Annotated in this window: 29 protein-coding genes; 18 read left to right on the forward strand and 11 right to left on the reverse strand. The window is 38.2% G+C overall.

Annotated features, from left to right (window positions below; genetic code table 11):
- Positions 1-28: 28 nt before the first annotated feature.
- From H3R28_RS02415 to gloA, 6 genes are all read left to right on the forward strand, one after another.
- Positions 29-880 carry an OmpH family outer membrane protein gene (locus tag H3R28_RS02415; protein ID WP_122124277.1) on the forward strand — a complete coding sequence of 284 codons (852 nt, stop codon included), beginning with the start codon at positions 29-31 and terminating at the stop codon, positions 878-880.
- A 26-nt stretch (positions 881-906) separates the two neighbouring features.
- Positions 907-1974, forward strand: coding sequence for a UDP-3-O-(3-hydroxymyristoyl)glucosamine N-acyltransferase (gene lpxD, locus H3R28_RS02420; protein WP_110438150.1), 1068 nt, complete (start codon positions 907-909; stop codon positions 1972-1974).
- Positions 1975-2072: 98 nt separating this feature from the next.
- Entirely contained in the window at positions 2073-2528 is a 456-nt protein-coding gene (gene fabZ / locus H3R28_RS02425; RefSeq protein ID WP_347400847.1) for a 3-hydroxyacyl-ACP dehydratase FabZ, read from the forward strand.
- Between the two features lie 86 nt (positions 2529-2614).
- Positions 2615-3490 carry an acyl-ACP--UDP-N-acetylglucosamine O-acyltransferase gene (gene lpxA, locus H3R28_RS02430; protein ID WP_198185239.1) on the forward strand — a complete coding sequence of 292 codons (876 nt, stop codon included), beginning with the start codon at positions 2615-2617 and terminating at the stop codon, positions 3488-3490.
- Between the two features lie 7 nt (positions 3491-3497).
- Positions 3498-4361, forward strand: a complete 864-nt coding sequence (locus H3R28_RS02435; RefSeq protein ID WP_155568216.1) for an LpxI family protein — start codon at positions 3498-3500, stop codon at positions 4359-4361.
- A complete protein-coding gene (gene gloA, locus H3R28_RS02440) occupies positions 4362-4751 on the forward strand; it encodes a lactoylglutathione lyase (protein ID WP_198208992.1) in 390 nt (129 codons plus the stop codon). It abuts the gene before it with no gap.
- On the opposite strand, the gene H3R28_RS02445 is transcribed toward gloA, so the two are convergent.
- Complete coding sequence (locus tag H3R28_RS02445) at positions 4748-4978, reverse strand: hypothetical protein (protein ID WP_155565578.1); 231 nt, start codon at positions 4976-4978, stop codon at positions 4748-4750. The genes gloA and H3R28_RS02445 overlap by 4 nt on opposite strands.
- Before the next feature lie 371 nt (positions 4979-5349).
- Between H3R28_RS02445 and rpmH the strand changes: the two genes are divergently transcribed.
- From rpmH to H3R28_RS02490, 9 genes are read left to right on the forward strand one after another with little or no spacing between them, the layout of a single operon-like run.
- On the forward strand, positions 5350-5484 hold the full coding sequence (rpmH, locus tag H3R28_RS02450) for a 50S ribosomal protein L34 (protein WP_110438144.1): 135 nt from the start codon (positions 5350-5352) through the stop codon (positions 5482-5484).
- 56 nt (positions 5485-5540) lie between these two features.
- Positions 5541-5897: a ribonuclease P protein component gene (gene rnpA / locus H3R28_RS02455; protein ID WP_198185369.1), complete on the forward strand. Its 357-nt coding sequence runs from the start codon at positions 5541-5543 to the stop codon at positions 5895-5897.
- Entirely contained in the window at positions 5898-6125 is a 228-nt protein-coding gene (gene yidD / locus H3R28_RS02460) for a membrane protein insertion efficiency factor YidD (RefSeq protein WP_155565576.1), read from the forward strand.
- Positions 6126-6159: 34 nt separating this feature from the next.
- The gene (gene yidC, locus H3R28_RS02465) at positions 6160-7929 is read left to right on the forward strand and encodes a membrane protein insertase YidC (RefSeq protein ID WP_198208990.1); all 1770 of its coding nucleotides are present in this window, start codon (positions 6160-6162) and stop codon (positions 7927-7929) included.
- Positions 7930-7935: 6 nt separating this feature from the next.
- A complete protein-coding gene (yihA, locus tag H3R28_RS02470; RefSeq protein WP_198208988.1) occupies positions 7936-8595 on the forward strand; it encodes a ribosome biogenesis GTP-binding protein YihA/YsxC in 660 nt (219 codons plus the stop codon).
- Positions 8596-8619: 24 nt separating this feature from the next.
- Entirely contained in the window at positions 8620-9552 is a 933-nt protein-coding gene (argB, locus tag H3R28_RS02475; RefSeq protein ID WP_198208986.1) for an acetylglutamate kinase, read from the forward strand.
- A 36-nt stretch (positions 9553-9588) separates the two neighbouring features.
- The gene (gene dapD / locus H3R28_RS02480; protein ID WP_122123702.1) at positions 9589-10437 is read left to right on the forward strand and encodes a 2,3,4,5-tetrahydropyridine-2,6-dicarboxylate N-succinyltransferase; all 849 of its coding nucleotides are present in this window, start codon (positions 9589-9591) and stop codon (positions 10435-10437) included.
- A gap of 28 nt (positions 10438-10465) precedes the next feature.
- Positions 10466-11599: a succinyl-diaminopimelate desuccinylase gene (gene dapE, locus H3R28_RS02485; RefSeq protein ID WP_198208984.1), complete on the forward strand. Its 1134-nt coding sequence runs from the start codon at positions 10466-10468 to the stop codon at positions 11597-11599.
- The gene (locus H3R28_RS02490; protein WP_155580516.1) at positions 11596-12243 is read left to right on the forward strand and encodes a hypothetical protein; all 648 of its coding nucleotides are present in this window, start codon (positions 11596-11598) and stop codon (positions 12241-12243) included. The genes dapE and H3R28_RS02490 overlap by 4 nt, the downstream gene beginning before the upstream one ends.
- On the opposite strand, the gene truA is transcribed toward H3R28_RS02490, so the two are convergent.
- From truA to def, 3 genes are read right to left on the reverse strand one after another with little or no spacing between them, the layout of a single operon-like run.
- Positions 12237-13016, reverse strand: coding sequence for a tRNA pseudouridine(38-40) synthase TruA (gene truA, locus H3R28_RS02495; RefSeq protein WP_198208973.1), 780 nt, complete (start codon positions 13014-13016; stop codon positions 12237-12239). The two genes, H3R28_RS02490 and truA, sit on opposite strands and share 7 nt — an antisense overlap.
- Positions 13016-13945, reverse strand: coding sequence for a methionyl-tRNA formyltransferase (gene fmt / locus H3R28_RS02500; RefSeq protein ID WP_198208971.1), 930 nt, complete (start codon positions 13943-13945; stop codon positions 13016-13018). The genes truA and fmt overlap by 1 nt, the downstream gene beginning before the upstream one ends.
- Before the next feature lie 21 nt (positions 13946-13966).
- A complete protein-coding gene (def, locus tag H3R28_RS02505) occupies positions 13967-14491 on the reverse strand; it encodes a peptide deformylase (protein WP_198208969.1) in 525 nt (174 codons plus the stop codon).
- A gap of 212 nt (positions 14492-14703) precedes the next feature.
- Between def and H3R28_RS02510 the strand changes: the two genes are divergently transcribed.
- The gene (locus H3R28_RS02510) at positions 14704-15222 is read left to right on the forward strand and encodes an Hsp20 family protein (protein ID WP_198208967.1); all 519 of its coding nucleotides are present in this window, start codon (positions 14704-14706) and stop codon (positions 15220-15222) included.
- Positions 15223-15284: 62 nt separating this feature from the next.
- A complete protein-coding gene (locus tag H3R28_RS02515) occupies positions 15285-15551 on the forward strand; it encodes a DUF1150 family protein (RefSeq protein WP_110438132.1) in 267 nt (88 codons plus the stop codon).
- Positions 15552-15609: 58 nt separating this feature from the next.
- Here H3R28_RS02515 and hpf read toward each other — a convergent pair whose 3' ends face one another.
- The 7 genes from hpf to H3R28_RS02550 all read right to left on the reverse strand — a co-directional run bounded on the left by hpf (position 15610) and on the right by H3R28_RS02550 (position 21086).
- The gene (hpf, locus tag H3R28_RS02520; protein ID WP_110438131.1) at positions 15610-16185 is read right to left on the reverse strand and encodes a ribosome hibernation-promoting factor, HPF/YfiA family; all 576 of its coding nucleotides are present in this window, start codon (positions 16183-16185) and stop codon (positions 15610-15612) included.
- 143 nt (positions 16186-16328) lie between these two features.
- Complete coding sequence (gene lptB / locus H3R28_RS02525; RefSeq protein ID WP_232351174.1) at positions 16329-17108, reverse strand: LPS export ABC transporter ATP-binding protein; 780 nt, start codon at positions 17106-17108, stop codon at positions 16329-16331.
- Positions 17109-17140: 32 nt separating this feature from the next.
- Complete coding sequence (locus tag H3R28_RS02530) at positions 17141-18103, reverse strand: LptA/OstA family protein (protein ID WP_198208965.1); 963 nt, start codon at positions 18101-18103, stop codon at positions 17141-17143.
- Between the two features lie 5 nt (positions 18104-18108).
- Positions 18109-18882, reverse strand: a complete 774-nt coding sequence (lptC, locus tag H3R28_RS02535; protein ID WP_232347468.1) for an LPS export ABC transporter periplasmic protein LptC — start codon at positions 18880-18882, stop codon at positions 18109-18111.
- On the reverse strand, positions 18879-19871 hold the full coding sequence (locus tag H3R28_RS02540) for an SIS domain-containing protein (protein ID WP_198208963.1): 993 nt from the start codon (positions 19869-19871) through the stop codon (positions 18879-18881). Before H3R28_RS02540 ends, lptC begins: the two co-directional genes overlap by 4 nt.
- Before the next feature lie 88 nt (positions 19872-19959).
- Entirely contained in the window at positions 19960-20622 is a 663-nt protein-coding gene (locus tag H3R28_RS02545; RefSeq protein ID WP_155566906.1) for a ribonuclease D, read from the reverse strand.
- A gap of 47 nt (positions 20623-20669) precedes the next feature.
- Entirely contained in the window at positions 20670-21086 is a 417-nt protein-coding gene (locus H3R28_RS02550; RefSeq protein WP_198208961.1) for an EVE domain-containing protein, read from the reverse strand.
- Between the two features lie 282 nt (positions 21087-21368).
- On the opposite strand from H3R28_RS02550, the gene H3R28_RS02555 reads away from it, so the two are divergent.
- Positions 21369-23669 carry a TonB-dependent siderophore receptor gene (locus H3R28_RS02555; protein ID WP_230873062.1) on the forward strand — a complete coding sequence of 767 codons (2301 nt, stop codon included), beginning with the start codon at positions 21369-21371 and terminating at the stop codon, positions 23667-23669.
- Positions 23670-23673 lie beyond the last annotated feature (4 nt).

A 23673-nucleotide genomic window follows, 5' to 3' on the forward strand; every position in this document is an offset into this window, starting at 1 on the left:
AAAGCTTTTTTTGGCAGTGACAGGGTTAATGATTATTCCTTCATTTTCTGGATTTAATAATTCTGTTCATGCCGCAGACGAGAATAATGGATGGTTCATTCCTAAAGGGAGCCAGACAAAACCTGTTATCAATACGCCAAAAACAGTAAAGCATTCCACTGCTAATGTTAGTAAAGCTGTACCGGTTGCTTCTGTTCCTGACACGGATGATTCCGATGAAACCGATATGCAGAATCAAAATCAGCCTGTTTTGCCATTACCGCCAATTCCGACACCAGCTCCTATTGCAAAATCCAACCCACCACCACAGGCTGTAATTGGGGTAATCAGTGTTCCGGATGTTATGCGTCAATCAACCGCTTATCTTGAAGCCTCAAAATTATTGGAAGCCCGTAGGGACAATCTGCAACAGGATGTTCAAAAAGAACAAAAAGTTTGGCGTTCGGAACAGCAGCAAATTCAGGCAAAAGCTAGAACAATGACTTCTGAACAAATTCAATCGCGTGCACGTCAGTTACAGGCACGTGTTTTAAAGGCACAAAAGGATTTTCGCAATCGAAGCAGAATTATTCAAGAGGCGGCACAAGTTTCTTTTGGACAGATTGAACGTGAATTGATTCAGATTATTCAGAATGTGGCTTCCAGTCATAATATGAATTTGGTACTACATCGTGAGCAAGTCGCATTAAGCGTTAATGAGCTCGATATTACAAATGATGTTTTAAAAGAGCTTAATAAAAATCTACCATCTGTTTTTGTGCCTGCGGCAAATGTCGATCCTGAAGAATTGGCAAAAAGTGGAACAATGCCAACAACAGCGAATCCTGAACCTCAAAAACCTCAGACCAAAGCGGTTGAACCAAAGAAAACAACTAAATAATTAATAAAATCAGGTGTTATTATAAAGTGAATCTGAATACAATTAATAATTGTCCTGGTGATTCTCGTTTTTTTAAAAAATCTGCGCCTATTGCCCTGGAACAGATTATTGGGACTTCTGAAGCCAAATTTGTTCCGGCATACAATGGTCGAGATAAATCTTTTGATTTAATGGGAATTGCACCTTTGCAATCAGCCACGCAAAATGAGGTTAGTTTTCTTGATAATAAACGATATATTGACTTGCTATCTCAAACAAAAGCCGGATTAATAATTGTTTCACCTGCTTTTGCAGATAAAATACCCCATCATTCTCATGCATTGGTAACAAAAAACCCGTATTTGGAATGGGCGAGAATAGCATCTTTGTTTTATCCTAAAAGTTCGGTTCAAGCCGGTATTCATTCTTCTGCCTGTATTGACTCAACTGCCCAGATTGATGATGAAGTTGAAATCCAGGAATTTGTAGTGATAAAGGCAAACGTGAAAATTGGAAAGGGTTCAATTATTGGGTCACATACTGTCATTGAACAGGGTGTGGAAATTGGTGAAAACTGTCGAATTGGAAGTCATGTTTCTTTGAGCTGTGCAATTCTGGGGAATAGAATTACGTTATATCCAGGAGTTAGGATAGGACAGGATGGATTTGGTTTTGCCATTAGTGAACATGGTTTTTTAAGTGTACCTCAAATAGGTAAAGTTATCCTGAAAGACGATGTTGAAATTGGTTCTAACTCAACAATTGATCGGGGATCGGTAAGAGATACGGTTATTGGTGAGGGATCGAGAATAGATAATCTAGTTCAAATCGGGCATAATGTCCAAATGGGAAAGTGCTGCATTGTGGTAGCCCAGGCTGGAATATCCGGCTCGACCCGATTGGAGGATTTCGTTACAATTGCTGCACAGGCAGGTTTGATTGGACATATCCATATTGGGGAACATGCCCGAATAGGTGCACAATGTGGTGTAATGTCGGATATTGATGCTAAATCCGATGTAATTGGTAGTCCGGCAATGCCTTTTCGAGAGTTTTTCAGAAATGTTGCTTTTTTAAGGCGTCTTGTTAAGTCGTCTTCAAAAGAAAAAGAATGAACATTCTTGTTTTGCAATAATAATTAATTTTTTCGTTCTTATAATGGTTTGAAAACGTGAATAAAAATCTAGAAAATTCTACAGTTCAATCAGATACAATAAATAGTGAAATCGATATATCTGTTATTGATATCGAGGGAATAATGAAGGCTATTCCGCATCGATATCCATTTTTGCTTATTGATCGTGTAGTTGATGTAAAATTGGGAAGCTCTGCAACAGGAATTAAGAATGTTACGGTAAATGATCAGTTTTTTATTGGGCATTTTCCGGGACATCCTGTTATGCCTGGTGTTTTAATAATTGAAGCTATGGCTCAGACGGCAGCGGTTTTGGTTGTAAAAACACTTGGAAGTGAATTCGAAGGTAAACTTGTATATTTTATGACTGTGGATAGCGCGAAATTCAGAAAGCCCGTTGTTCCAGGGGATCAATTGCATATTCATGTGGAAAAAGAACGTAACCGTGCAAATGTCTGGAAATTTCGCGGTATAGCAAAAGTTAATGGAGTTTCAGTGGCTGAGGCAATTTTCAGTGCCATGATTGTTGGCTAAAAATTCATTTATGGAAATATTTAAAATATAAACTTAATTTTATCATAATTATAGATATTGAGTTATTTTTAAAGTATTTTAAGGGGATGGAGGAAACTCTGACAAAAAATATACAAAAAAATCGTTCCTCTCGTGATTGTTATATCCATCCATCGGCAATTGTGTCTGAAAAAGCTAAGTTGGGACAGGGAATACATATTGGTCCATGGTGTATTGTTGGTGATGATGTTGTTGTTGAAGATGGTGCAAAACTTATAGCAAATGTCATTGTCGAGGGAAAAACTGTTTTGGGTAAAGATTCAGTCTATTATCCATTCTCTACAATTGGTCTGGCCCCGCAAGATTTGAAATATAAAGGTGAGTTGACAAGCTGTATCATTGGTGCCCGTACCATTGTTCGGGAACAAGTGACAATTCATCGCGGAACAGCTATCGGAAATGGGGTGACCCGCGTAGGTTCCGATTGTCTGATAATGGTTAACTCTCATATTGCACATGATTGCTATTTAGGAGATAGAGTGATCATTGTGAACAATGTTGTCCTAGGGGGGCATGTTCACATAGATGATGATGCCCGAATTATGGGATGTGCAGCTATTCATCAATTCGTAAGAATTGGTAGAGGGGCCCTGGTAGGGGGTGTAACAGGAGTTGAATCTGATGTCATACCCTATGGTAGTGTAATAGGTAATCGGGCCCGTTTGGTGGGAATGCATTGGATTTGGCTGAAACGAAATGGGGTTAAAAATCAGGAGTTGCATGCTTTAAGAGGCGTTTATCGAATTCTTTTCCCGAAAGAAAATGAACAAGAAATGGTTTTTGATGAACGGTTGAAATTAGTGCACGAAAAATATGGACATATTGAGCGTGTAAAGGAAATACTGGATTTTATTCAGAATCCGAGCCGACGTGGATTGGTTAAAGTTGGACGCATGATTTCCTCTTCTGAAAATGATGATTAAATATTAGATGGATAAAAACCGACAACAGCCTGTTTTAGGTATCTTGGCAGGAGGAGGACCTTTGCCAGGAAAGGTTGCAGAAGCTGCAAAGAAAAAAGGATATTCTATTTTTATTGTGGCTTTTAAGGATTTTGCAGAACCTCATATTGTCAGCTCTTGGCCACATGAATATGTAAGATTAGCCGCTGCAGGACATATTCTAAATATTTTACGCCAGAATAATTGTAAAGAGCTTGTCTTGATTGGACCAGTAAAACGACCATCATTTTTTGATCTTCGTCCAGACTCGGAAGGGGTAAGAATATTAGGAAAAATAGGTAAGGCCCTTTTTGCTGGAGATGATGGATTGCTTGCCTCCCTTGTTCGTGTGCTAAATGAGGAAGGGTTTACAGTACGAGGAGCTCATGAATTTTTACAGCCTGTATATGAGGGAATTTTAGGAGATGTTATTCCAGATAAATTGGCTTTACAGGATATTGCTAAAGGAATTAAAATTAATAAAGTTATAGGAGAGCTTGATATTGGACAGGCATGTATTGTTCAAAATGAATTGGTTATTGCTGTAGAAGCCATGGAAGGAACTGATGCCATGTTAAAACGGGCGAAAGACTGTCAGCAACCAGGTTTGGGCGGCATTTTGATCAAACAGGTCAAACCGAATCAGGAACGAAAAGCCGATATGCCAACCATTGGTCCAAAAACGGTATATAATGCCCATTATTCCGGATTAAGAGGTATCGCCTTCGAGGCAGAGGGAACATTATTAATCCACAAAGACGAAATGGTTGCAATTGCAAATCAAAAAGGCCTGTTTCTGTTAAGCTATAATCCTGTGACATTTGAACAAAAATATTTGCGTAAGGAAAATTGAATGTCAATGTTTTTACATACAATGCTTCGGGTTTTCGATCTTGACAAGTCCATTTCATTTTATAAAAAGCTGGGGCTTCATGAAGTGCGTCGTAAGGATGTGCCAGAGGGTAAGTATACATTGGTTTATATGGCCTATCAAGGTAATGACAAAGGTGAGGCAGAACTCGAACTGACCTATAATTGGGGATGTGAAACGCCCTATAATGTGGGAACAGGATTTGGTCATCTTGCTTTTGGTGTTGATGATGTTACCCAATTGGTTGAGAAAATTAGACAATCGGGTGGCAAAATTACTCGTGAACCAGGACCCGTTAAATTTGGGAAAACATTCATAGCTTTTGTGGAGGATCCAGACGGTTACAAAATTGAACTCATTCAAAATGATTAGAATAAATTATCAATCTTTTTTGTGGAATTTAGATAATCAGAAGTTTTTTCAATAGAACTGGCGATTGATTCTGCTGATTGAATAATTTTTTTATCAGCAGACTTATTGAGGATGATGCGATCGGCCTGTAATAAGGCTGGTGATAACAAGCCCTTAACATCATGTCTTAAAAGTGAAAGTTGTCGATAATGATTGTTTTTAACTTTATATATTTGCGATTGAAACAAGAAATTCATTAGAAAAAGAGTTGCACAAAAAATCAGGCAACCAGATAGCAAAATCAGCTTTATATCTAAATTGTATTTATAGAGTAACATTAAAATTAAATAAACAAAAACGCCTTCAAGCAAATAGACAACATAATTTAATAAATTTTTGCATAAATGGAATTGATTTTTATGAAATGTCATTTTCAAGCATTATATATATTGATTAATTCTCTTAAAATATCATAAAAAACATTTTATGGCTATTGAGTTTGATTGACGATTTCCCATAATCAGATTATAAACAGCTTTTTAAGAGTTATTATTCTGTTGACCTTTAATGGCTTATTCTGGAATAAATACAATTTGTAATATTTTTAAGGAGAAATTTCGTGAAGCGTACCTATCAACCTTCCAAAATTGTTCGTAAACATCGCCACGGTTTTCGTGCACGTATGGCTACTGTTGGCGGTCGCAAGGTTATTTCAAGTCGTAGGGCCAAAGGTCGTAAACGTCTTTCTGCGTAAGATCTGCTTTGTCAGAACGACTTTTTAGAAAGATAAGGTTACAAAGGGTTCAGTCAATTCAATCAGATTTTAAGCTTTTACACTTGAAAAAAAGAGTGCACTTTTTGAAAGTGGCTGCTCAAGGGCAAAAAATCCCTACATCCAGTTTGGTATTACAATTCTTGAACAGGCATGATAATCAACCGGGAAGGGTAGGGTTTACCGTGACAAAAAAAGTAGGAAACGCGGTTGTACGAAACCGTATAAAACGCCGATTGCGAGCCGTGATTTATCAAGCTGGAAAAGAAATATGTCTATGTGGGGTTGATTTGGTTCTAATAGGACGTAACAAAACTTTTTCAAAACCTTATCCCCATATCGTCCACGATTTTTACCATGCTTTAAAGAAGGCTGGCATGAAATTTGATGCGTAAATGAAAAAATTGCTTATTCATTCAATTGATTTTTATCGGTTGTGTATAAGCCCATTTTTGGGACATAATTGTCGTTTTAATCCAAGTTGTAGTGAATATATGAAGATAGCTATAGAACAACATGGTGTTGTAAAGGGCATTTTATTTGGTGGATGGCGCATTTTGCGATGTAACCCTTGGAATGCGGGTGGAAATGACCCTGTTCCTCCAAAAAAAACAAGTTATTAGTTTTCTAAAACAAAGAATGATTGGCTGGCTTTGAATGGATAATAAGCGCTTTTTTCTGGCGACTTTACTTTCTGTTTTAATTCTTTTTGCATTTGAATATTTTACGCCTCAAACGTCTTCAGTGCATGAAAATGAAAAACAGGTGACTCAACAAACTGGAACCGGACAGTCCCAGTCCAATATTCCTCATGAAATTAAAACAATAGCAAAAGTGACTGGTCCTGAAGTGAGAATTCCTTTTGAGGCAAACGCTGTAAAAGGATCAATCAATCTTCGGGGTGCTGTTTTCGATGATTTGGTTTTAAAAAACTATCATGAAACGGTTAAAGCTGATTCACCATTGGTTAGAGTCCTTGACAAGGCAGATAGTAAAAAACCCAATTATATTGAAACAGGTTGGTTTAATACGGATAATACGTCTGTTAAATTTCCTGATTCAACTTCTGTATGGAAGGCGGATGAAGAAAAATTAACTCCTGGCCACCCTTTAACCCTGACTTGGGATAATGGTGCAGGAATTGAATTCCAGAAAATTATTTCACTTGATAAGGAATATCTTTTTCATATTGAGCAAAAGGTTAAGAATAAATCAAGTCAACCCGTTCATTTTGTTTTTTACGGACGTGTTAATCGTGGATATGCACCAAAAGAGGTTGGTGGCTATTTAATGCATGAAGGGCCATTAGGAATTATAAATGATCGTCTGGAACAAAATTCCTATAAATATCTGCGGGAAAATTCCAAAGGGGAACATCATATTGCCTGGAGTCAGAACAGTAAAGGGGGCTGGGCGGGTATAACCGATAAATACTGGTTAAATGCCATTGTTCCACAACAGGATAAGAATGTAACAGTTCATTATGGATTTGTTCCAGAAGATCATGCGAATAATTCAGGAGATTCAGAAAATCAAAAAGGGACATACCAGGTTGGTTTCACTTCACAACAGCCAATTTCTGTAGGACCTGGTGAGGTTGTCGTAACGGATGGAAATGTATTTTCTGGTGCGAAGGAACTTCACCTTCTTAACCGCTATGAAAAAGAATATCATATTCCCAATTTCTGGAAATCTGTTGATTTCGGGTGGTTTTCATTTCTTACCTATCCAATTTTTATCGTTCTGGATTGGTTAAATGGTTTATGGGGTAATTTCGGTCTTGCTTTATTAACATTTACCTTGATTGTAAAGCTTGTTTTTTATCCTTTGGCTTCAAAACAATTTCATTCGATGGGCAAGATGAAAGATTTGCAGCCAAAAATGAAAGAAATTCGTGAACGCTATAAAGGCGACCAGGCACAGATGAATCAGCAGATGATGCTATTATACAAGGAGCAGGGGGTAAATCCTGCCAGTGGTTGTTTGCCGATGTTAATTCAGATTCCGATTTTCTGGTGTTTGTATAAGGATTTGTACGTCACAATTGAAATGCGACATGCGCCGTTTTTTGGATGGATTCATGATTTGTCAGCACCGGATCCAACGAATATACTGAATTTATTTGGTCTTATTCCTTTTGATCCTTCTGTTATTTCACCTTTGTTGCATGTCGGTATCTGGCCTTTGTTATTCGGGGCAACAATGTTCTTGCAGCAAAAATTGAATCCTGCAGTAATTGATCCTGTCCAGAAGAAAATGTTTCAATTGATGCCAGTTATTTTTACGGTAGTACTGGCTACGCAACCTGTTGGATTAGTAATTTATTATAGTTGGAACAACCTGTTAACAGCAATTCAGCAGCTTGTTATTCAAAAACATATGGCAATCAAGGAAAAGCAAGCCATTTCTAAATCAAAAAAAGGATAGGTGGCCATGTTTTCAAAAGATGGCATATCCACTCATCAAAATGATGAAAATGCCCAGTTTATTGAAGCTGGGCGGCTTCTTTTTTCTCGAGAAGCAAAATTTTTCTTTGGTGCACAACGGTTAAATCAGCTTGAACCCTCCTTATTACCGGAAGTTGCTTTTGCCGGACGTTCAAATGTAGGTAAATCGAGTTTGATTAATGCGTTAACAGGACAAAAAATGCTGGCAAGAGCTTCTTCAGAGCCAGGAAGAACTCAACAATTGAATTTTTTCAATATTGGTGGTTGTTTGGTCTTTGTTGATATGCCAGGCTATGGTTATGCCAAGGCCTCTCAATCCGTTAAAAAAGATTGGCAAAAGATGATGTTTTCCTTTTTAAGGGGAAGACCAACGCTTTTAAGGGTTATGCTTTTGCTTGACGCTCGTATAGAGCTTAAAGAAAGTGATCATCAGATTATGAATTTATTGGATAGAGCGGCTGTTACATTTCAGATTGTAATGACAAAATGTGATGGTTTGAGCTCGGTTCAATTTTCACAAAAAGAACAAGAGATAAAGGACTTGATTGCAAAACATACTGCTGCCTATCCTTATATACGTTTTACAAGCAGTCTAAAAAATATAGGTATTCAAGAACTTCGGGCTGATTTGGCTCAGCTTATCTAAGAGAATCATCAGGATTTAACTATTATGGGTAATCATCAATCGTTAGAGTCAGTTAAGGAAGCTGCCAAAGAGGCGCATGAACAAGCCAAGACGCTTGCAAGAGCCTTGCCATATTTAAGACGCTATACGGGTGATACGATTGTTATCAAATATGGTGGTCATGCCATGGTTGACAATCACTTGTCAAACGATTTCGGTCATGATATTGCGCTTTTGAAACAGGTTGGAATCAATCCAATAATTGTTCATGGGGGAGGTCCCCAAATAAATCAAATGCTGAAGCGGATGGAAATTGAATCGAATTTCATTGATGGTTTGCGTATTACGAGTGAGGCTATAATTGATGTGATTGAAATGGTTCTGGCCGGGACAGTCAACAAGCAGGTTGCGACCCTCATTAATCAGGCTGGCGCTTTGGCAGTGGGTATATCAGGTAAAGACGGCGGCTTAATCGAGGCGCACAAGCTTGTTAAACATGTCTGGGATGAAACTCTCAAGTGTGAGAAAACAATTGACTTGGGACTGGTTGGTGAACCTGTTCATATTGATCCTAGGGTTTTATATGCTTTATCTGGTTCTGGACTAATTCCTGTTGTCGCACCTATTGGAACCGATAAACAGGGGCAAACCTATAATATTAATGCCGATATTGCCGCAGGGTCAATTGCCGGGGCAGTCAGGGCATCAAGATTATTTATGTTAACTGATGTACCGGGTGTCTTGGATAAAGGTGGAAATCTTATTTCTGAATTAACGGAAGAGGAAGCCAAGGAAGCAATAGCATCAGGAATTATAACAGGTGGAATGATTCCAAAGATTGAAACATGTTTAGAGGCAGTTAAAGCTGGCGCCCAAGCTGCAGTAATTATGGATGGACGAGTACCACATGCTTGTTTACTGGAATTATTTACTGAAGGTGGATCAGGGACCTTAATTCGTTCTGGTAGAGTATTATAATATAAATTATTTTATAATTGATAAGGGAAAAAATTTATGACAGATATAGATGCCTTGCAAAATGAAATTGATAAATTATGGGAAAATCGGGCCCAATTATCGCCCACAACACAGGGAGTTGCAAGGGAAACGGTCGATCAAGTATTAAATCTTCTTGATATTGGCAAGTTACGGGTTGCAACACAAGCCGATCAAAAATGGACAATACATGAATGGATTAAAAAGGCGGTACTCTTGTCTTTTCGTCTTTACGATAATCATGCCATGAAAAGTGAAATTGGCATTGCCGCTTATGATAAAGTTTCATTAAAATTCAACAACTGGGGGGATGCCGATTTTGCAAAAGCCGGTTTTCGTGCTGTTCCAGGATCAATTGTACGTCGTTCAGCCTATATTGCTTCAAATGTTGTTTTGATGCCAAGTTTTGTCAATGTGGGTGCCTATGTGGATAGTGGAACCATGATTGACACTTGGGTAACGGTTGGGAGCTGTGCACAAATCGGTAAAAACTGTCATATCAGTGGTGGTGTGGGTATTGGTGGAGTATTGGAACCCCTGCAGGCTGCTCCAGTCATTATTGAAGATGATTGTTTTATCGGAGCCCGCTGTGAAGTGGCAGAGGGAGTTATTGTTGAAAAAGGCAGTGTCCTTTCAATGGGTGTATTTTTAGGTGCGTCAACGAAAGTAATTGATCGTAATACCGGAGAAGTGTTCATGGGACGGGTACCAGCTTATTCAGTTGTTGTTCCCGGAACCCTTCCGCCTAAAAAAGCGGTAAGTGAAGACGGCAATACTTTACCTGGATTGGCTTGCGCGGTTATTATCAAACGTGTAGATGAAAGGACACGCTCAAAAACTTCAATCAATGAGCTGTTAAGAAGTTAAATACTGAAAAAGATTGGTTCCATTTAATATGCACGATCCCGTGAAGCTATTGCAAGATCTGATTCGTTGTCCGTCAGTTACACCACAAGATCTTGGAGCGCAGGATATTTTAAAAACAAGACTGAAAAAGATCGGTTTTGAAATATATGATTTGCCTTATGGTGAAGGTAATGACAACGTTTTGAATTTTTTTGCGCGTTACGGGACAGGAAAGCCACATTTATGTTTTGCTGGTCATACAGATGTTGTTCCTGCGGGGAATAATTATTGGCAACATAATCCTTTTCAAGGCGTTATTGAAGATAATATCATTTACGGACGTGGTGCCTGTGATATGAAAGGTGGCATTGCTGCATTTGTGACAGCTGTTGAGAATTTTCTATCTCTTCAAGCTAATTTTACTGGGTCATTAAGTTTTTTGATTACTGGAGATGAAGAAGGGCCCGGTGTTAATGGTACTGTTAAAGTGCTTGAGTGGATGAAGGAAAAAAAACATATTCCTGATTTTTGTCTGGTGGGTGAACCAACATCAGCACAGGAGTTGGGTGATGTAATTAAAGTTGGGCGTCGGGGTAGTTTGAATGCGGTTATTACTGTTGAAGGTATCCAAGGACATGTCGCCTATCCTCATCTTGCAGATAATCCAATTCATAAATTGATGGAAATATTATCCTCTTTAACAACATTACCTTTGGATAAGGGGAATAAATGGTTTCAGCCTTCATCTGTTCAAGTGACATCTATTGATGTAGGGAATAAAACGACAAATTTAATCCCTGCCACTGCGACGGCGCGGTTAAATATTCGTTTTAATCATTTACATAATGGGAATTCTTTAATAGGCTGGATTGAAACTCAAGCCAGACGTGTTGCAGAACATTGTCAAATAGATATAGTTGTATCTGGTGAGGCTTTTTTGACTGAACCAGGAAATGAAGTGCAGGCAATTCGTTTGGCAATTGAAGAAATATCATCTGTCAAACCACGTCTGGATACAGGGGGGGGAACCTCCGATGCTCGGTTTATTTCAAATTATTGTAATGTTGCTGAATTTGGTCTTGTCGGGCAAACTATGCATAAAGCGAATGAATCTGTAACTACTGAAGATTTAAAAAAATTAAGTTCAATTTACACACAGTTTTTGAAAAATTATTTCCTATGACACTTAATTCAAATAATCAAAAAAAATCTTCTGATTCAAAGCTCAAAGATATTTTCAAGGGAATGCTTGCTCTGGGTGGTGGTAAGGAAGAAGGGATAAATTTGTTTCCCTCTTCAACAGATGGAGTGTTAAGTGCTCTGGCACCGTGGATAGCATTATTAGTGGTCATTGATGGTTTTAATATATTAAGTGTTGTTCAGGCAAAAAAAGCATATTTATTTATTTTTACCATATCATTATTTTTATATAAATTATGTACAGTATTACTTATACCGATTTTGATTCATTCTTTTTCTGTTCTTTGGCATAAGGAAAGATTTTGGAAAAGAACAGTTTCAAGTTATTGTTGGTGTCAATGGATGCCAATTTTAGATTTGATTATAGGTATGATGATTGTATCGTTACCTGGTTTTACGCCATCAATTATATTGGGCTTTATGGCGGTTTTAATGATTTTATATCTGGCTTACATGATCTGGATATCATGGATGACGATTAAAGTGGGATTACAGATTAACAATAAACAATCTCTAATCGTTGTTATCAGTTTGTTTTTTTCAGAAGTAATATTGTTGTTTATTTTGTCAATTTGTAACAGTGATACACTTGTCAGATTATCACATGAATTGTCAGCTGTTCACTGAAAAGGGTCATCTGGATAGGTTATTTCCTTGAGGAACAAACCTGTTGCAGGAGCTTTGATTCCTGCCAATTTTCTATCTCTACCCTGTAAAATTGCATAGGCCTGTTTTATTGGCCAATATCCGTCTCCAATCATTTTAAGGGTTCCTACCATATTACGTACTTGATGATGTAAAAATGAACGGGCCTGTGTTTCAAAATAAATTTTATCATCAATTTGATAAACGTTAAATTTGTCCAAAATACGGATTGGTGACTTTGCCTGACATGCAGCAGCTCTGAATGATGTAAAATCATGGCTTCCCAATAAGGTTTGAGCAGCTTCGTTCATAGCATCGACATTTAATTTCTTTCGTACATGCCATACATGATTAATATCCAAAGCAGGACGGCTCTGACGGTTGAGGATAACATAAATATATTTTCGTTTTATTGCAGAAAAACGTGCATTCCACTCTGCATCAACCAGCCCTGATTGCAAGATTGTAACGGCATGAGGTTTCATATAGTAATTTAAGCCATCGCGAATTTTTTTTGCTGTTAAGGGTATATGTGCCGGAAAATCAAGATGGGCCACTTGTCCCAAGGCATGAACACCCGCATCTGTCCGACCGGCTGTAATGCTGGCTATTTTAAACTGACCGTTGCATAGTTTGCAGGCAGCCTCTTCTAATATTTGCTGTACAGAAAGGCCGTTATCCTGCCGTTGCCATCCAACAAGACCTGTACCATCATATTCGATTTTGACGGCCCATCTTTGTATGGTGGAATTCATTAGACAAGTTTTGTATTCAATTTGAGATGATAACCTTTGAGAAATTCATTGATTGGCATTTTTTTCTTTCCAGCCAATTGTAATTCCAGAATTTTAAGGACCTGATTTTCACCACATGCCACATAAAAATCAGGATGTATAATTGTTCCAGATTCTGCCATGCTTGATTGAGAGCTGAGCTCAGCTTTAAGAATCTTAAGTAATTTTCCTTCTAGAAAGCAGAATGTCCCAGGCCAGGGTGTCAAGGCACGAATTTGTCGATCAATAGATTCAGCTGATTGATTCCAATCAATTTTGCCATCCTCTTTTGTCAATTGCCTAGCGTAGGTTGCGAGCCCTGATAATTGTGGAGCGGGTTTTGAATTTGGATTTTCTGTCAATTGTGAAAGGGTTTCAAGTATGAGTTCACCCCCTAATTGCGCAAGTTGATCGTGAAGAATTTGAGTTGTCGTTTTTTTTGTAATTGGAATAGACTTTTCAATATAAACGGCTCCTGTGTCAAGCCCTTTGTCCATCTGCATTATGCTGACACCTGATTTTTGGTCACCTGACCAGATTGCCGTCTGAATGGGCGAGGCTCCTCGCCAGCGTGGAAGAAGACTTGCATGGATATTGATACAGCCTAATTTAGGTAGTGTAAGTATTTCCTCAGGTAGAATAAGTCCGTAAGCTGCAACTATGGCTATATCAGGATTAAAAGAAGTGAACTGTTCAAATTCTCTTGGCTGGTTTTTTAATTTGATTGGTGAAAAGACGGGAATATGCAATTGCTCGGCAATATTTTGCACGGCACAGGGGGTCATTTTCCTCCCCCTGCCAGCAGGGCGGGGAGGTTGACAATATACGGCAACAATTTCATGTCCGGCTTGATAAAGTGCCTGTAAAGCGGGAACAGCAAAATCCGGTGTTCCCATGAAGACAATACGCATCCTAGCTTCTCGTATATATAATTAGCGGTGTCTTTTTTGCTCTTTGATAATTTTACGCATAATAATGTTACGTTTAAGGCTTGAAATATGATCCACAAACAATATTCCATCAAGATGATCTGTTTCATGTTGAATACAACGTGCAAGCAATCCATCAGCCTCCATTTCTTGGCGACTTCCATTGATATCCATATAGCTGATTTTAATTTTTTCAGGGCGAATTACATCGGAATATTGATCTGGAAAAGACAGGCAACCTTCTTTATAACTTTCCAATTCTTCTGATTTCTCAATAATTTCAGGATTTATAATGACAATTTTTTCTGACTGATTATTCTGCATGAGATCAATAACGAAAAATCTCAGCCCAATTCCAACCTGAGGAGCAGCCAAACCGATACCACCTGCCTTGTACATGGTTTCAAACATCATGGGTAAAAGTCCTTTTACGTCTTTCAAATCCTCTTTTTCAACGATTTTGGTTTTTTTACGTAAAAAAGGGTTGGTTGCAAGTAAAACAGGTCTTGTTTCAATATCGTCATTCATTTTCTAAATTTGTGCCATAGTTTAAATTATTCTATCATTGTCTATATAAAGATTTAATATATTAATACAATATTTTGTTATGGTGCGAAATCTAATTTTAAAAGATATAATACTTGTAGTCCTTGGCGATTATTCCATATAATAAAATAGATAGGTGCCATTTTGGGCCTAGTTATATGTCTCGCTTCAATATATTAAAGGAGGGGGCTTTCATGTCAGGAAGGCTTTTTACATCGCCTATGTTCCTGGGCTTTGATCATTTGGAACAGATTTTAGAACGAGCGGCAAAATCGACTTCTGATGGTTATCCGCCCTATAATATAGAACAAATTGGATCTTCCAGTTTACGGATTACCTTGGCTGTAGCTGGTTTCATGATGGAAGATTTGCAAATAACGCAGGAAGATAATCAGCTGGTCATTCGTGGCAGGCAGCTTGAAGATAATGAAGAGCGTGTATTTCTTTATCGAGGAATTGCGGCAAGGCAATTTCAAAGAGCTTTTATTTTGGCTGAGGGTATCAAGGTTGAACGAGCATGGCTGGATAATGGGTTGCTTCATATTGATATTATCCGTCCCAAACCGGAGACAAGAATTCGCCATATTGAAATAGTGCAAAATTCCAATGCAAGGCGTAAATCATATAATAAAGTTATGTCACAGAAAGTTGGCACATCAGATGCCTGTCGCTCTGGTGCGATACGAAGTTTGCAACTTACAGAAAAAGAATGATATTATATTGAAAGATGCAGGATTATCTTGCCATCTGTTTTTAAAGGAGGTCTTGATCAATTATGAAAGATTTCGACATTAAAGAAAAATCTAAATTAATTGCGACCAAGGAAGGTAGTGACGTTGTTGATGTTCGTCATTTAACAGACAATCAGCTAAAAGCCTTGGGTGTGTCCCAACTGGCTTACGTAAAGGAAATCACGATCAATGGTGAACAGGCATTTGCCATTCATGCGGCTGATGGGACACCTATGGCAGTGACAGATAATGCCAAGACAGCATATGCTGCGATCTTGCAGCAGGAAATGATGCCTATCATGGTTCATTAATTGATAATAACAAGATAATATTCAATATAAAAAACAGGGATAACTCCCTGTTTTTTGTTCAAGATATCATTCCGGAATCCAGTAGAATTATCCTATCTTCATTTTGCTTATATATGACATTGATACGGTTATTATCCAGATTTTTAAACATCAATACCGGTCTTTCTGATAAATCTAGAACCATGATGGCATCTTGAAGCGATAATGTGTCTATATGAGTCGTTTTTTTATCAATGATTTTTGCATCTTTTTGAGATTCCACCGATGTTTCCAAGGGGATATCATTATCAATAATATATTGGTTACCTTCGAATAATTCATGAGCGGGAGGGGCATGATCTCTTTTTGTAATCAACCTTCCCTTATATTTTTTTAGTCTGTTATGTAAATGTTCAAGGGCAATATTAAAAGATTCTTGTACATTATCTGCATTTGCCTCTCCACGTAATGAAAGGGATCGAGAAGCATGGATATGTATCTGACAATGATAATCGGATGGGGATTTGTTAAATGTTACTGAACAATCAACGATATTTTTAAAATATTTTTGCGTGATTTCTTGAAGATTTTGATTAATCTTGTTTCTAAACCAATCAGGAATATCAATTTTATTACCAAAGATGGAAATATCCATTACGGTTCTCCCTTAGTTATATTCCTTACTATTCTAGTATCTAATTTTTCAAAATTAAAGCTTTATCAACGCGTGGGGGGTAATTGTTCTATTATTTTGATTAACGGTAAGATCTATAGTTAACTTTTAACCGTTAAGGTGAATTATAATGTGAATTTTTCCCCCAAATAAACTCTACGTACATCTTCATGAGCGACCACTTCTTCAGGACGTCCTTCCATAAGAAGCTGGCCACTGTTCATGATATATGCCCTATCAATAATTTCCAGGGTTTCTCTTACATTATGATCCGTAATTAACACACCAATTTCACGATCCTTGAGATGGGAAACAAGATCACGAATTTCTCCGACAGCAATTGGATCAATTCCAGCTAATGGCTCATCCAGAAGAATGTAATTCGGATCGCTGGCAAGCGCTCGGGCTATTTCCAAACGGCGTCTTTCTCCACCAGATAGGGAAAGGGAGGGGGAATGTCGTAAATGTGAAATTCCGAATTCCGCCAATAATCCATCAAGCGTTTCATGTCTTTTATCGGCATTGGATTCAACAACTTCCAGAACTGCCATAATATTTTGTTCTACATTCAACCCTCTAAATATACTTGCCTCTTGAGGCAGATAACCAATGCCAAGTCTTGCTCGCCGATACATTGGCAGTTTCGTAATATCTGTGTTATCAAGGCGAATTGATCCTGTATCTGGCTGAACTAACCCAACAATCATATAAAAACTTGTAGTCTTGCCCGCACCATTTGGACCCAAAAGACCGACAGCTTCTCCTCGATGAACGCGTAATGACACGTTTTTGACAACCTGTCGTTTTTTATAGGTTTTTCCTATGTTGTCTGCAAATAGCCCTTCATTATCAGGTAAATTTTTGGTTGATGATGTATTATTGGAAGCAGATTCGGTTTCATGCATGGAATTTGAAACTCACTTATAAAAATTAAAAACTATTTTTTATCGCTTGGTTGATTATTTTGATTTGCTTGGTTTGGAACGACCAGTCCCTGGACTCTTTGACCAGGCATTTCTGTCATGTGAGCAATACCGGTATGCATGTTGATAATGGCAGCATGACCATTTAGCTGGTTTTGGCCTCTTGTGATATGAACATTGCCCACGATGCGGGCGATTCCTGTATTGGGAACATAAACACCGCGGTCTCCACGAACAGTTTCAGATTGGGTTCGCACGACAACGTTACCAAATGCGTTGACTTTTTCCAACTTTCCGGATTTGGTAAGGTCATCAGATTTTTTATTGTCAGTCACGTTATTTTTTTGTTCAGGTTTTTTTTGATCATCAGGGCTGCTATAGCCAACCAGTACATCCGCATTGATTTGTCGACCATCTTTGATATTAATTACGGTTGCATCACCCCGACCAACTGACATTCTGGTTTGGGAGTGATATTCCATGGCATCTTTTGCGGTCATGACATTTTGAGGGGTGGTTAATTTCATATGTTTACCCGTTAAAACCAGGGTTGCCTGATCAATATCATAAACTGCTTTATCTCCCCAGGCCTGATCGGTATTCGTATAAATATGAACATGACCATAAGCGTACAGACGATATATTTCATTTGAACCTGAATCGCTTTGAGTTATATCACCGCTTTTTTGTTGAGGATTGGGGTTTTGAGAGGACTTTGATTCTGTATCACCAGCTTTTTTTCGATAATAGGCGATAAGTCTGTCTGCTGTGACCGTTACATTTTCACGAACTGCCTTGGCTTGATTATAGGCGGTCACTTTTTTGGCGTTTTGATCCCAGTCAAATCCTCCAAGAGCTGTAACCGTAATCTGTCCACCATGTGATAGATCTATACTTTGACCATGGACAGTATGGATGTTGAAAAAACCATAAAAGATACTTGAAATGGCAAAAGGTAATAAATTGCGTTTATTCATCAATTTTATTCCGATGATTTAGCTTGAGTAGGATTGGAGGAATTATTTTTTTTATCATCATTCAAGACCAATCGGCCTGGTCCCTTAAATTGGGCAATTCCGGCATGCAAGTCAAGGAAATAGGTTTGGGCATCCAAGATGCCAAAGGGTCCTTCAGCATGAATCCAGTTGTTGCCAGTCACAACAGAGGACTTTAAAGCAACGTCTGCCATATCGCTATACATGAAAACTCCATCATTTCGGTATAAAACAACATGTTTAATCAATCCTAAATCCTGTTCATGCTGTGTATAATTTCCCTTGTCCGCCGTGACCATCATCCAAACATTGTCCTGCAATAAAATATCAGCTTTTGGATTGCCTAGATGGATAAGATTGCTATTGTTAGATTTCTGAACAACTTTCTCAGATGTTATGGTATAGGGTCGATTATGTGTATCCAAGCCATGAAAAGTAGCATCGATCATGGTTCCACTTTCAATCTTGATACGGGAAAGCTGTTTCATCACTTCCTTGTTGGTATGCAAAGCCCGATCAATCTCCGGCCAGACAGCAATGGAACTTAACAAAACAAGGGCTGTAATTGGTAGGCCCCATTTAACCCACTTCATAATGGTGTTCCGGCGTTCCATTTCTGCGGGTTTAGGAATATGCCGTCTTTCAATGATATTTTGTGATCTATGACTTAAATATTTTTCCTTGTCCTGAAAATCGGTTCTTTCAATTTTGTTTTTTGAACTAGATTCTTCATTCGGTTGACTGTTTGTTGACATATTCATGCAATGCCCGCTCGTAAAAGGTCATGAATGTGCAAAACCCCTATTGGATGATTTCTGGAATCCACGACAAATAAACAGGTAATGGGATGATTATCATTATTCATGAGTTTCAGCGCTTCAGCAGCCAGCATATCGGATTTAATGGTAAGAGGCGAGGGATTCATGATTTCTTGAGTTGTCAATTTTCTTATATCCTTGTTGAATGCTCGCCTTAGATCGCCATCTGTTATCAGCCCGATCAACCTCCCATTTTCAGAAATAATACCAATGCAACCCAGGGCTTTTTGAGTCATTTCCATGATTGCATCGGTGATAGGCATCCTTGAATGCCCCAAGGGGATATCCTTGTCTGTGTGCATTAAATCTTCAACAATCTTAAGTCTGCTGCCCAATCTACCACCGGGATGATAAATACCGAAATCTGATGCGGTGAAGTGCCTCATTTTCAATAATGTTATTGCCAGGGCATCTCCTATTGCCAGTTGCATTAACGTGCTGGTCGTTGGTGCCAAACCCAGTGGGCATGCCTCCCTTGAATGGGGAAGTGAGAGAATTATGCTGGAATTTTTTGCCAAGGTCGATTGTGGATTGGTTGTTATGCTAATCAATGGGATGCTGAATCGTTTTGAATGAATAATTATATTGAATAATTCCTGGGTTTCACCAGAAGCGGATACAGCCAGAATGATGTCATCTTTTTGAATCATTCCCAGATCTCCATGGGAAGCCTCAGAAGGATGAACAAAGAGAGATGGTGTACCAGTGGAGGCCAGTGTTGATTGAATTTTTTTTGCAATATGCCCAGATTTGCCAATTCCGGTTAATACCACCCGACCATTAATTTCAGATATGAGATTGGCGGTTTCCAAGAAAGATTGAGTAAGTTCGGTTTTGTCTCGAAGTGCATTAATCAAATCCAGGATGCCATTAGATTCTATAGATAGAGCTTCAAGAGCTGTATCAATCTCTGATGAGGCAATTTTGGTCATTTCAATGCACTTGATTAAATTTAATTATTATTAAAACAGATATAATAATATATATAGAGTTTCAAAATGAAATGAAACTGTTAAATTCTTAACCGCGATGATCGAATATATCAGGATCTAGATATCCGAGCTGATCCAGGGTGGCTCTTGTTGGTAAAAATGAAAAACAGGCTTCTGCAATTTCCAAACGATTTTCCCTGATTAATAAAACTTTCAAGATTTCCCACAATTGGTGAAGATAAAGAACATCTGCAGCTGCATAGGTCAATTGTTCAATGCTCAGGGTTGGTGAACCCCAATCTGAAGTTTGTTGCTGTTTACTTAATTCAATATCAAGTAATTCTCTGCATAGAACAGCCAGTCCGTGTTTATCCGTAAATGTTCTGACCAATTTAGCTGCAATTTTTGTACAAATTACGGATTTCATACTTATTTGAAAGGTTTTTTGTAATATCCCGACATCAAATCGGGCAAAGTGCATTAATTTTGCAATGGAGGGATCAGTAAGTAATTTTTTTAGATTGGGGCAGGAATTGAACCCTTTACCACCAAGCCGTTCGGGTACAAACTGGACAATATGAACCTGTCCATCCCCTTTGCTTAACTGAATCAAACAAAGCCGGTCTCGATCATGATTTAATCCCATGGTCTCAGTGTCAATTGCGACTATTTTTCCAAGATCTAGCCCGGAAGGTATGTCATGCTGGTAAAGATGAATATGATCGGGAATTTGTTTATTGTTGTTTTTCATAACTTGTCCAAGTGTTTATTAAATTTTAGCAAGGAAAATGAATTTACTTATAATTTCACATCTCCAAGATCACATAAAATTTGCCAATGTTCTGAACTGATTGGCATTACTGACAATCTGGATTGTTTAATAAGTGCTATATCTTCCAGTTCAGGAATGGATTTGATTTTTTTTAGGGTAATGGGTACAGGTACCGAACATATTGTCTCTACATTAACACAAAACCATCTGTGTTCTGTATCGGTCGGATCGGGATAGGCCTCTTTATCAATTCTGACAATACCAACAATTTCCTTACCTTCATTGGAATGGTAGAAAAAAGCCAGATCATTTTTTTTCATTAGTTGTAGATTTTTTTTTGCCTGATGATTTCTCACCCCTGTCCAGGGTTCGATTTTGTTTCTCAATTGTTCCTGCCATGAAAAAGCAGAAGGTTCCGATTTAATTAACCAATAATTTGTCATATTTATAAAACATTTATTTTTTATACCTATTGTATTATTATCACATATTTTGAAAATTTGAATTAAAATTCAGTCAATCTCAAACGGATGAAATTTATTATAACTCTTTAAAAATATGTAAAAAACAATTTTACAATTTTTGTTGTCCATTTATTCATTTGCAAACCATCATGATTTATTTGATTTCCGCCAGTTGCAATTGTATCTGTATACTGATAATGATTCTCAATATCTCATGTTATTAATTATCATTATCAGTATTTTATTGGATGGATTTTTAAATTGTCAGGAATAAAAAGGACGCTTCAACCTGTATCATTGGCAGTAATGGTCGGATTATTAGGGAATACCGCCATCACCAAATCTGCAAATGCAGAAAAATCGAACAATGCTGTTGCATCATCAGCAAATAAAGTAAATCAACAAATAACAAAAGATCAAACAACAGATAACCAGTCAACAACGAATGAGCATATTCTTGTTCGTGGAAAAAAGAATGATAATATTCTGACGCAGAATACAGGTGTCAGTTTGATGCCACAGGATATCATGCATACCCCTCAGAATATCAATCTTGTTCCGGCCAAAATTATGGAAGAGCAAAATGTCAAATCTCTTGATGAAGCATTAAAAAATGTACCGGGGGTAACCTCTTCCGTTGGGGAAGGACGTGGCGGCATGTCCGGAAATCAGTTTCTCATCCGCGGTTTTCAGGCCCAGAATGATATTTATGAAGATGGCCTGAGAGATTTCGGTGTCTATAGCCGTGACAGTTTCAATTATGAAAATGTTGTGGTTATTAAGGGGCCATCTTCATCTGTATTTGGGAATGGAACTACGGGTGGTGCCATTAATGTTGTAACAAAAAAACCAATTTTGAAAGATCAATATAAAGCTGAATTTACTGGTGGAAACGGTGATTATTACCGTGGCACTTTTGATTTGAACAAGCAGATTAATGATAATATTGCTGTTCGTATGGAAGGTATGGCCAACAGCAATAATGTTGTGGGAAGAGATAATTTATATTCCCATCGTTGGGGTCTGGCGCCATCCATAGCTTTTGGTCTGGGAACAGATTTAAGTTATGTTTTGCAATTTGTACATCAACAGGATGATCGCATTCCCGATTATGGTGTTCCTGTAATTACAAAACCTGGTCATACAATTGGTAGACCTGCGACCGAATATGGAATAAGAAGGGGAAATTGGTATGGTAACAAAATGGATAAGGACCAAACCCAGGATAACCAGGTTACGGGACGCTTAACCTATAACATCACTCCTGATATTGTTATCCATAACGATACTCGATATGGTAATTATCAACGTCAGTTTTCTGTTACACGACCTAAATGTACGCCAGCAAATTGTAGTGACCCATATTTTGATGGTCGTCCTCAGGATGCTATTATTCAAACGGCAGGTCCAAGTCCATATGAACAGAGCACTTGGTCGTTCCAAAACGTTTTATCAACAATTGCCAATTTCAATACAAGTTTTATCAAACATCAATTAACGGCTGGTGTTGATATTGCCTATGCTCATGAAAGCCGTCATTACGGGCAATTTTCCGCATCCCTGCCAAACAACAATCTTGTTCATCCAACGGATGCGATTGATTATCCAATACATATCATGCCTGGTGATCCCAACAGTAAAGTAGGGGATCCATCCCGTAGATATGGGCATTCCCGTGATGTTGGTGTTTTCTTGTATGACCAGATATGGTTCACCAAAGCCTGGTCAATTAAGGGTGGTTTCCGTTATGACAACTGGGAAGCGTTTTATAATACCCAAGGGGGCAAATCCTTTACAACGCACCGTATGTCGACGAACGATAATGTGTTCAATCCGACAGTAAGTTTGCTCTTCAATCCTGATGAAAATCAGGCCTACTATTTCACATGGTCATCCTCTACAACGCCATTGGGTATGTATTTGACAAATTCGTATGCACCGATGAAGGATGGTCAAAACGGAATGAAACCGGAAAAAAGCCATTTATATGAACTGGGTGGAAAATGGAGTCTTTTGAATCAGCGGCTGGGACTGACAGCATCTTTGTTCCATCTTGAAAAAAGCAACCAGATGGTTAGTGATCCATTGTCAGGAGCGGTGACAAGTACGGGTGACAAAGGTTACAATCAGGGAATTGAATTGGGTATATCCGGTAATATTACGAATAATTGGAGCGTTTATGGTGCCTTTGCTGCATATCATAGTAAAGTTACAGGTTCTTTAACGCCTAATGTCAAGGGAAATCGCATGTTCTATGTTCCCTCTCATCAGGGAAATTTATGGACAACGTATAATATAATGCCCAATACACCATACAACCTGTTGATTGGTGGAGGTGTAACATGGCGTGGACCAGTTTATTTGAATAACAGAAACAATGCAAAAGTACCATCAAATGTAACGATTGATGCCATGCTTTCTCATAAATTCGACGATCATTGGAAAGTGTCGTTCAATATTTACAATCTGACCAACCGTTTGAACTATGACTCTTTATTCAGTAATCGTGTGACACCATCTAATGGTAGAGCATTCATGTTCAGTTTGAACATGTTAGAATAACTTC

This window comes from Commensalibacter sp. M0268, from assembly GCF_016101925.1.
GTDB classification, from domain to species: domain Bacteria; phylum Pseudomonadota; class Alphaproteobacteria; order Acetobacterales; family Acetobacteraceae; genus Commensalibacter; species Commensalibacter melissae.

Coding starts and splice junctions, on each gene's coding strand:
- dapD (WP_122123702.1), top strand. CDS start 9,589: ATGACAGATATAGATGCCTTGCAAAATGAAATTGATAAATTATGGGAA.
- H3R28_RS02510 (WP_198208967.1), top strand. CDS start 14,704: ATGTCAGGAAGGCTTTTTACATCGCCTATGTTCCTGGGCTTTGATCAT.
- H3R28_RS02530 (WP_198208965.1), bottom strand. CDS start 18,103: ATGAATAAACGCAATTTATTACCTTTTGCCATTTCAAGTATCTTTTAT.
- H3R28_RS02490 (WP_155580516.1), top strand. CDS start 11,596: ATGACACTTAATTCAAATAATCAAAAAAAATCTTCTGATTCAAAGCTC.
- H3R28_RS02540 (WP_198208963.1), bottom strand. CDS start 19,871: ATGACCAAAATTGCCTCATCAGAGATTGATACAGCTCTTGAAGCTCTA.
- H3R28_RS02435 (WP_155568216.1), top strand. CDS start 3,498: ATGGATAAAAACCGACAACAGCCTGTTTTAGGTATCTTGGCAGGAGGA.
- H3R28_RS02550 (WP_198208961.1), bottom strand. CDS start 21,086: ATGACAAATTATTGGTTAATTAAATCGGAACCTTCTGCTTTTTCATGG.
- yihA (WP_198208988.1), top strand. CDS start 7,936: ATGTTTTCAAAAGATGGCATATCCACTCATCAAAATGATGAAAATGCC.
- H3R28_RS02515 (WP_110438132.1), top strand. CDS start 15,285: ATGAAAGATTTCGACATTAAAGAAAAATCTAAATTAATTGCGACCAAG.
- argB (WP_198208986.1), top strand. CDS start 8,620: ATGGGTAATCATCAATCGTTAGAGTCAGTTAAGGAAGCTGCCAAAGAG.
- lptC (WP_232347468.1), bottom strand. CDS start 18,882: ATGAATATGTCAACAAACAGTCAACCGAATGAAGAATCTAGTTCAAAA.
- lpxA (WP_198185239.1), top strand. CDS start 2,615: ATGGAGGAAACTCTGACAAAAAATATACAAAAAAATCGTTCCTCTCGT.
- hpf (WP_110438131.1), bottom strand. CDS start 16,185: ATGGATATTTCCATCTTTGGTAATAAAATTGATATTCCTGATTGGTTT.
- fmt (WP_198208971.1), bottom strand. CDS start 13,945: ATGCGTATTGTCTTCATGGGAACACCGGATTTTGCTGTTCCCGCTTTA.
- H3R28_RS02415 (WP_122124277.1), top strand. CDS start 29: ATGATTATTCCTTCATTTTCTGGATTTAATAATTCTGTTCATGCCGCA.
- yidD (WP_155565576.1), top strand. CDS start 5,898: ATGAAAAAATTGCTTATTCATTCAATTGATTTTTATCGGTTGTGTATA.
- gloA (WP_198208992.1), top strand. CDS start 4,362: ATGTCAATGTTTTTACATACAATGCTTCGGGTTTTCGATCTTGACAAG.
- dapE (WP_198208984.1), top strand. CDS start 10,466: ATGCACGATCCCGTGAAGCTATTGCAAGATCTGATTCGTTGTCCGTCA.
- H3R28_RS02545 (WP_155566906.1), bottom strand. CDS start 20,622: ATGAAAAACAACAATAAACAAATTCCCGATCATATTCATCTTTACCAG.
- yidC (WP_198208990.1), top strand. CDS start 6,160: ATGGATAATAAGCGCTTTTTTCTGGCGACTTTACTTTCTGTTTTAATT.
- truA (WP_198208973.1), bottom strand. CDS start 13,016: ATGAATTCCACCATACAAAGATGGGCCGTCAAAATCGAATATGATGGT.
- def (WP_198208969.1), bottom strand. CDS start 14,491: ATGAATGACGATATTGAAACAAGACCTGTTTTACTTGCAACCAACCCT.
- lptB (WP_232351174.1), bottom strand. CDS start 17,108: ATGCATGAAACCGAATCTGCTTCCAATAATACATCATCAACCAAAAAT.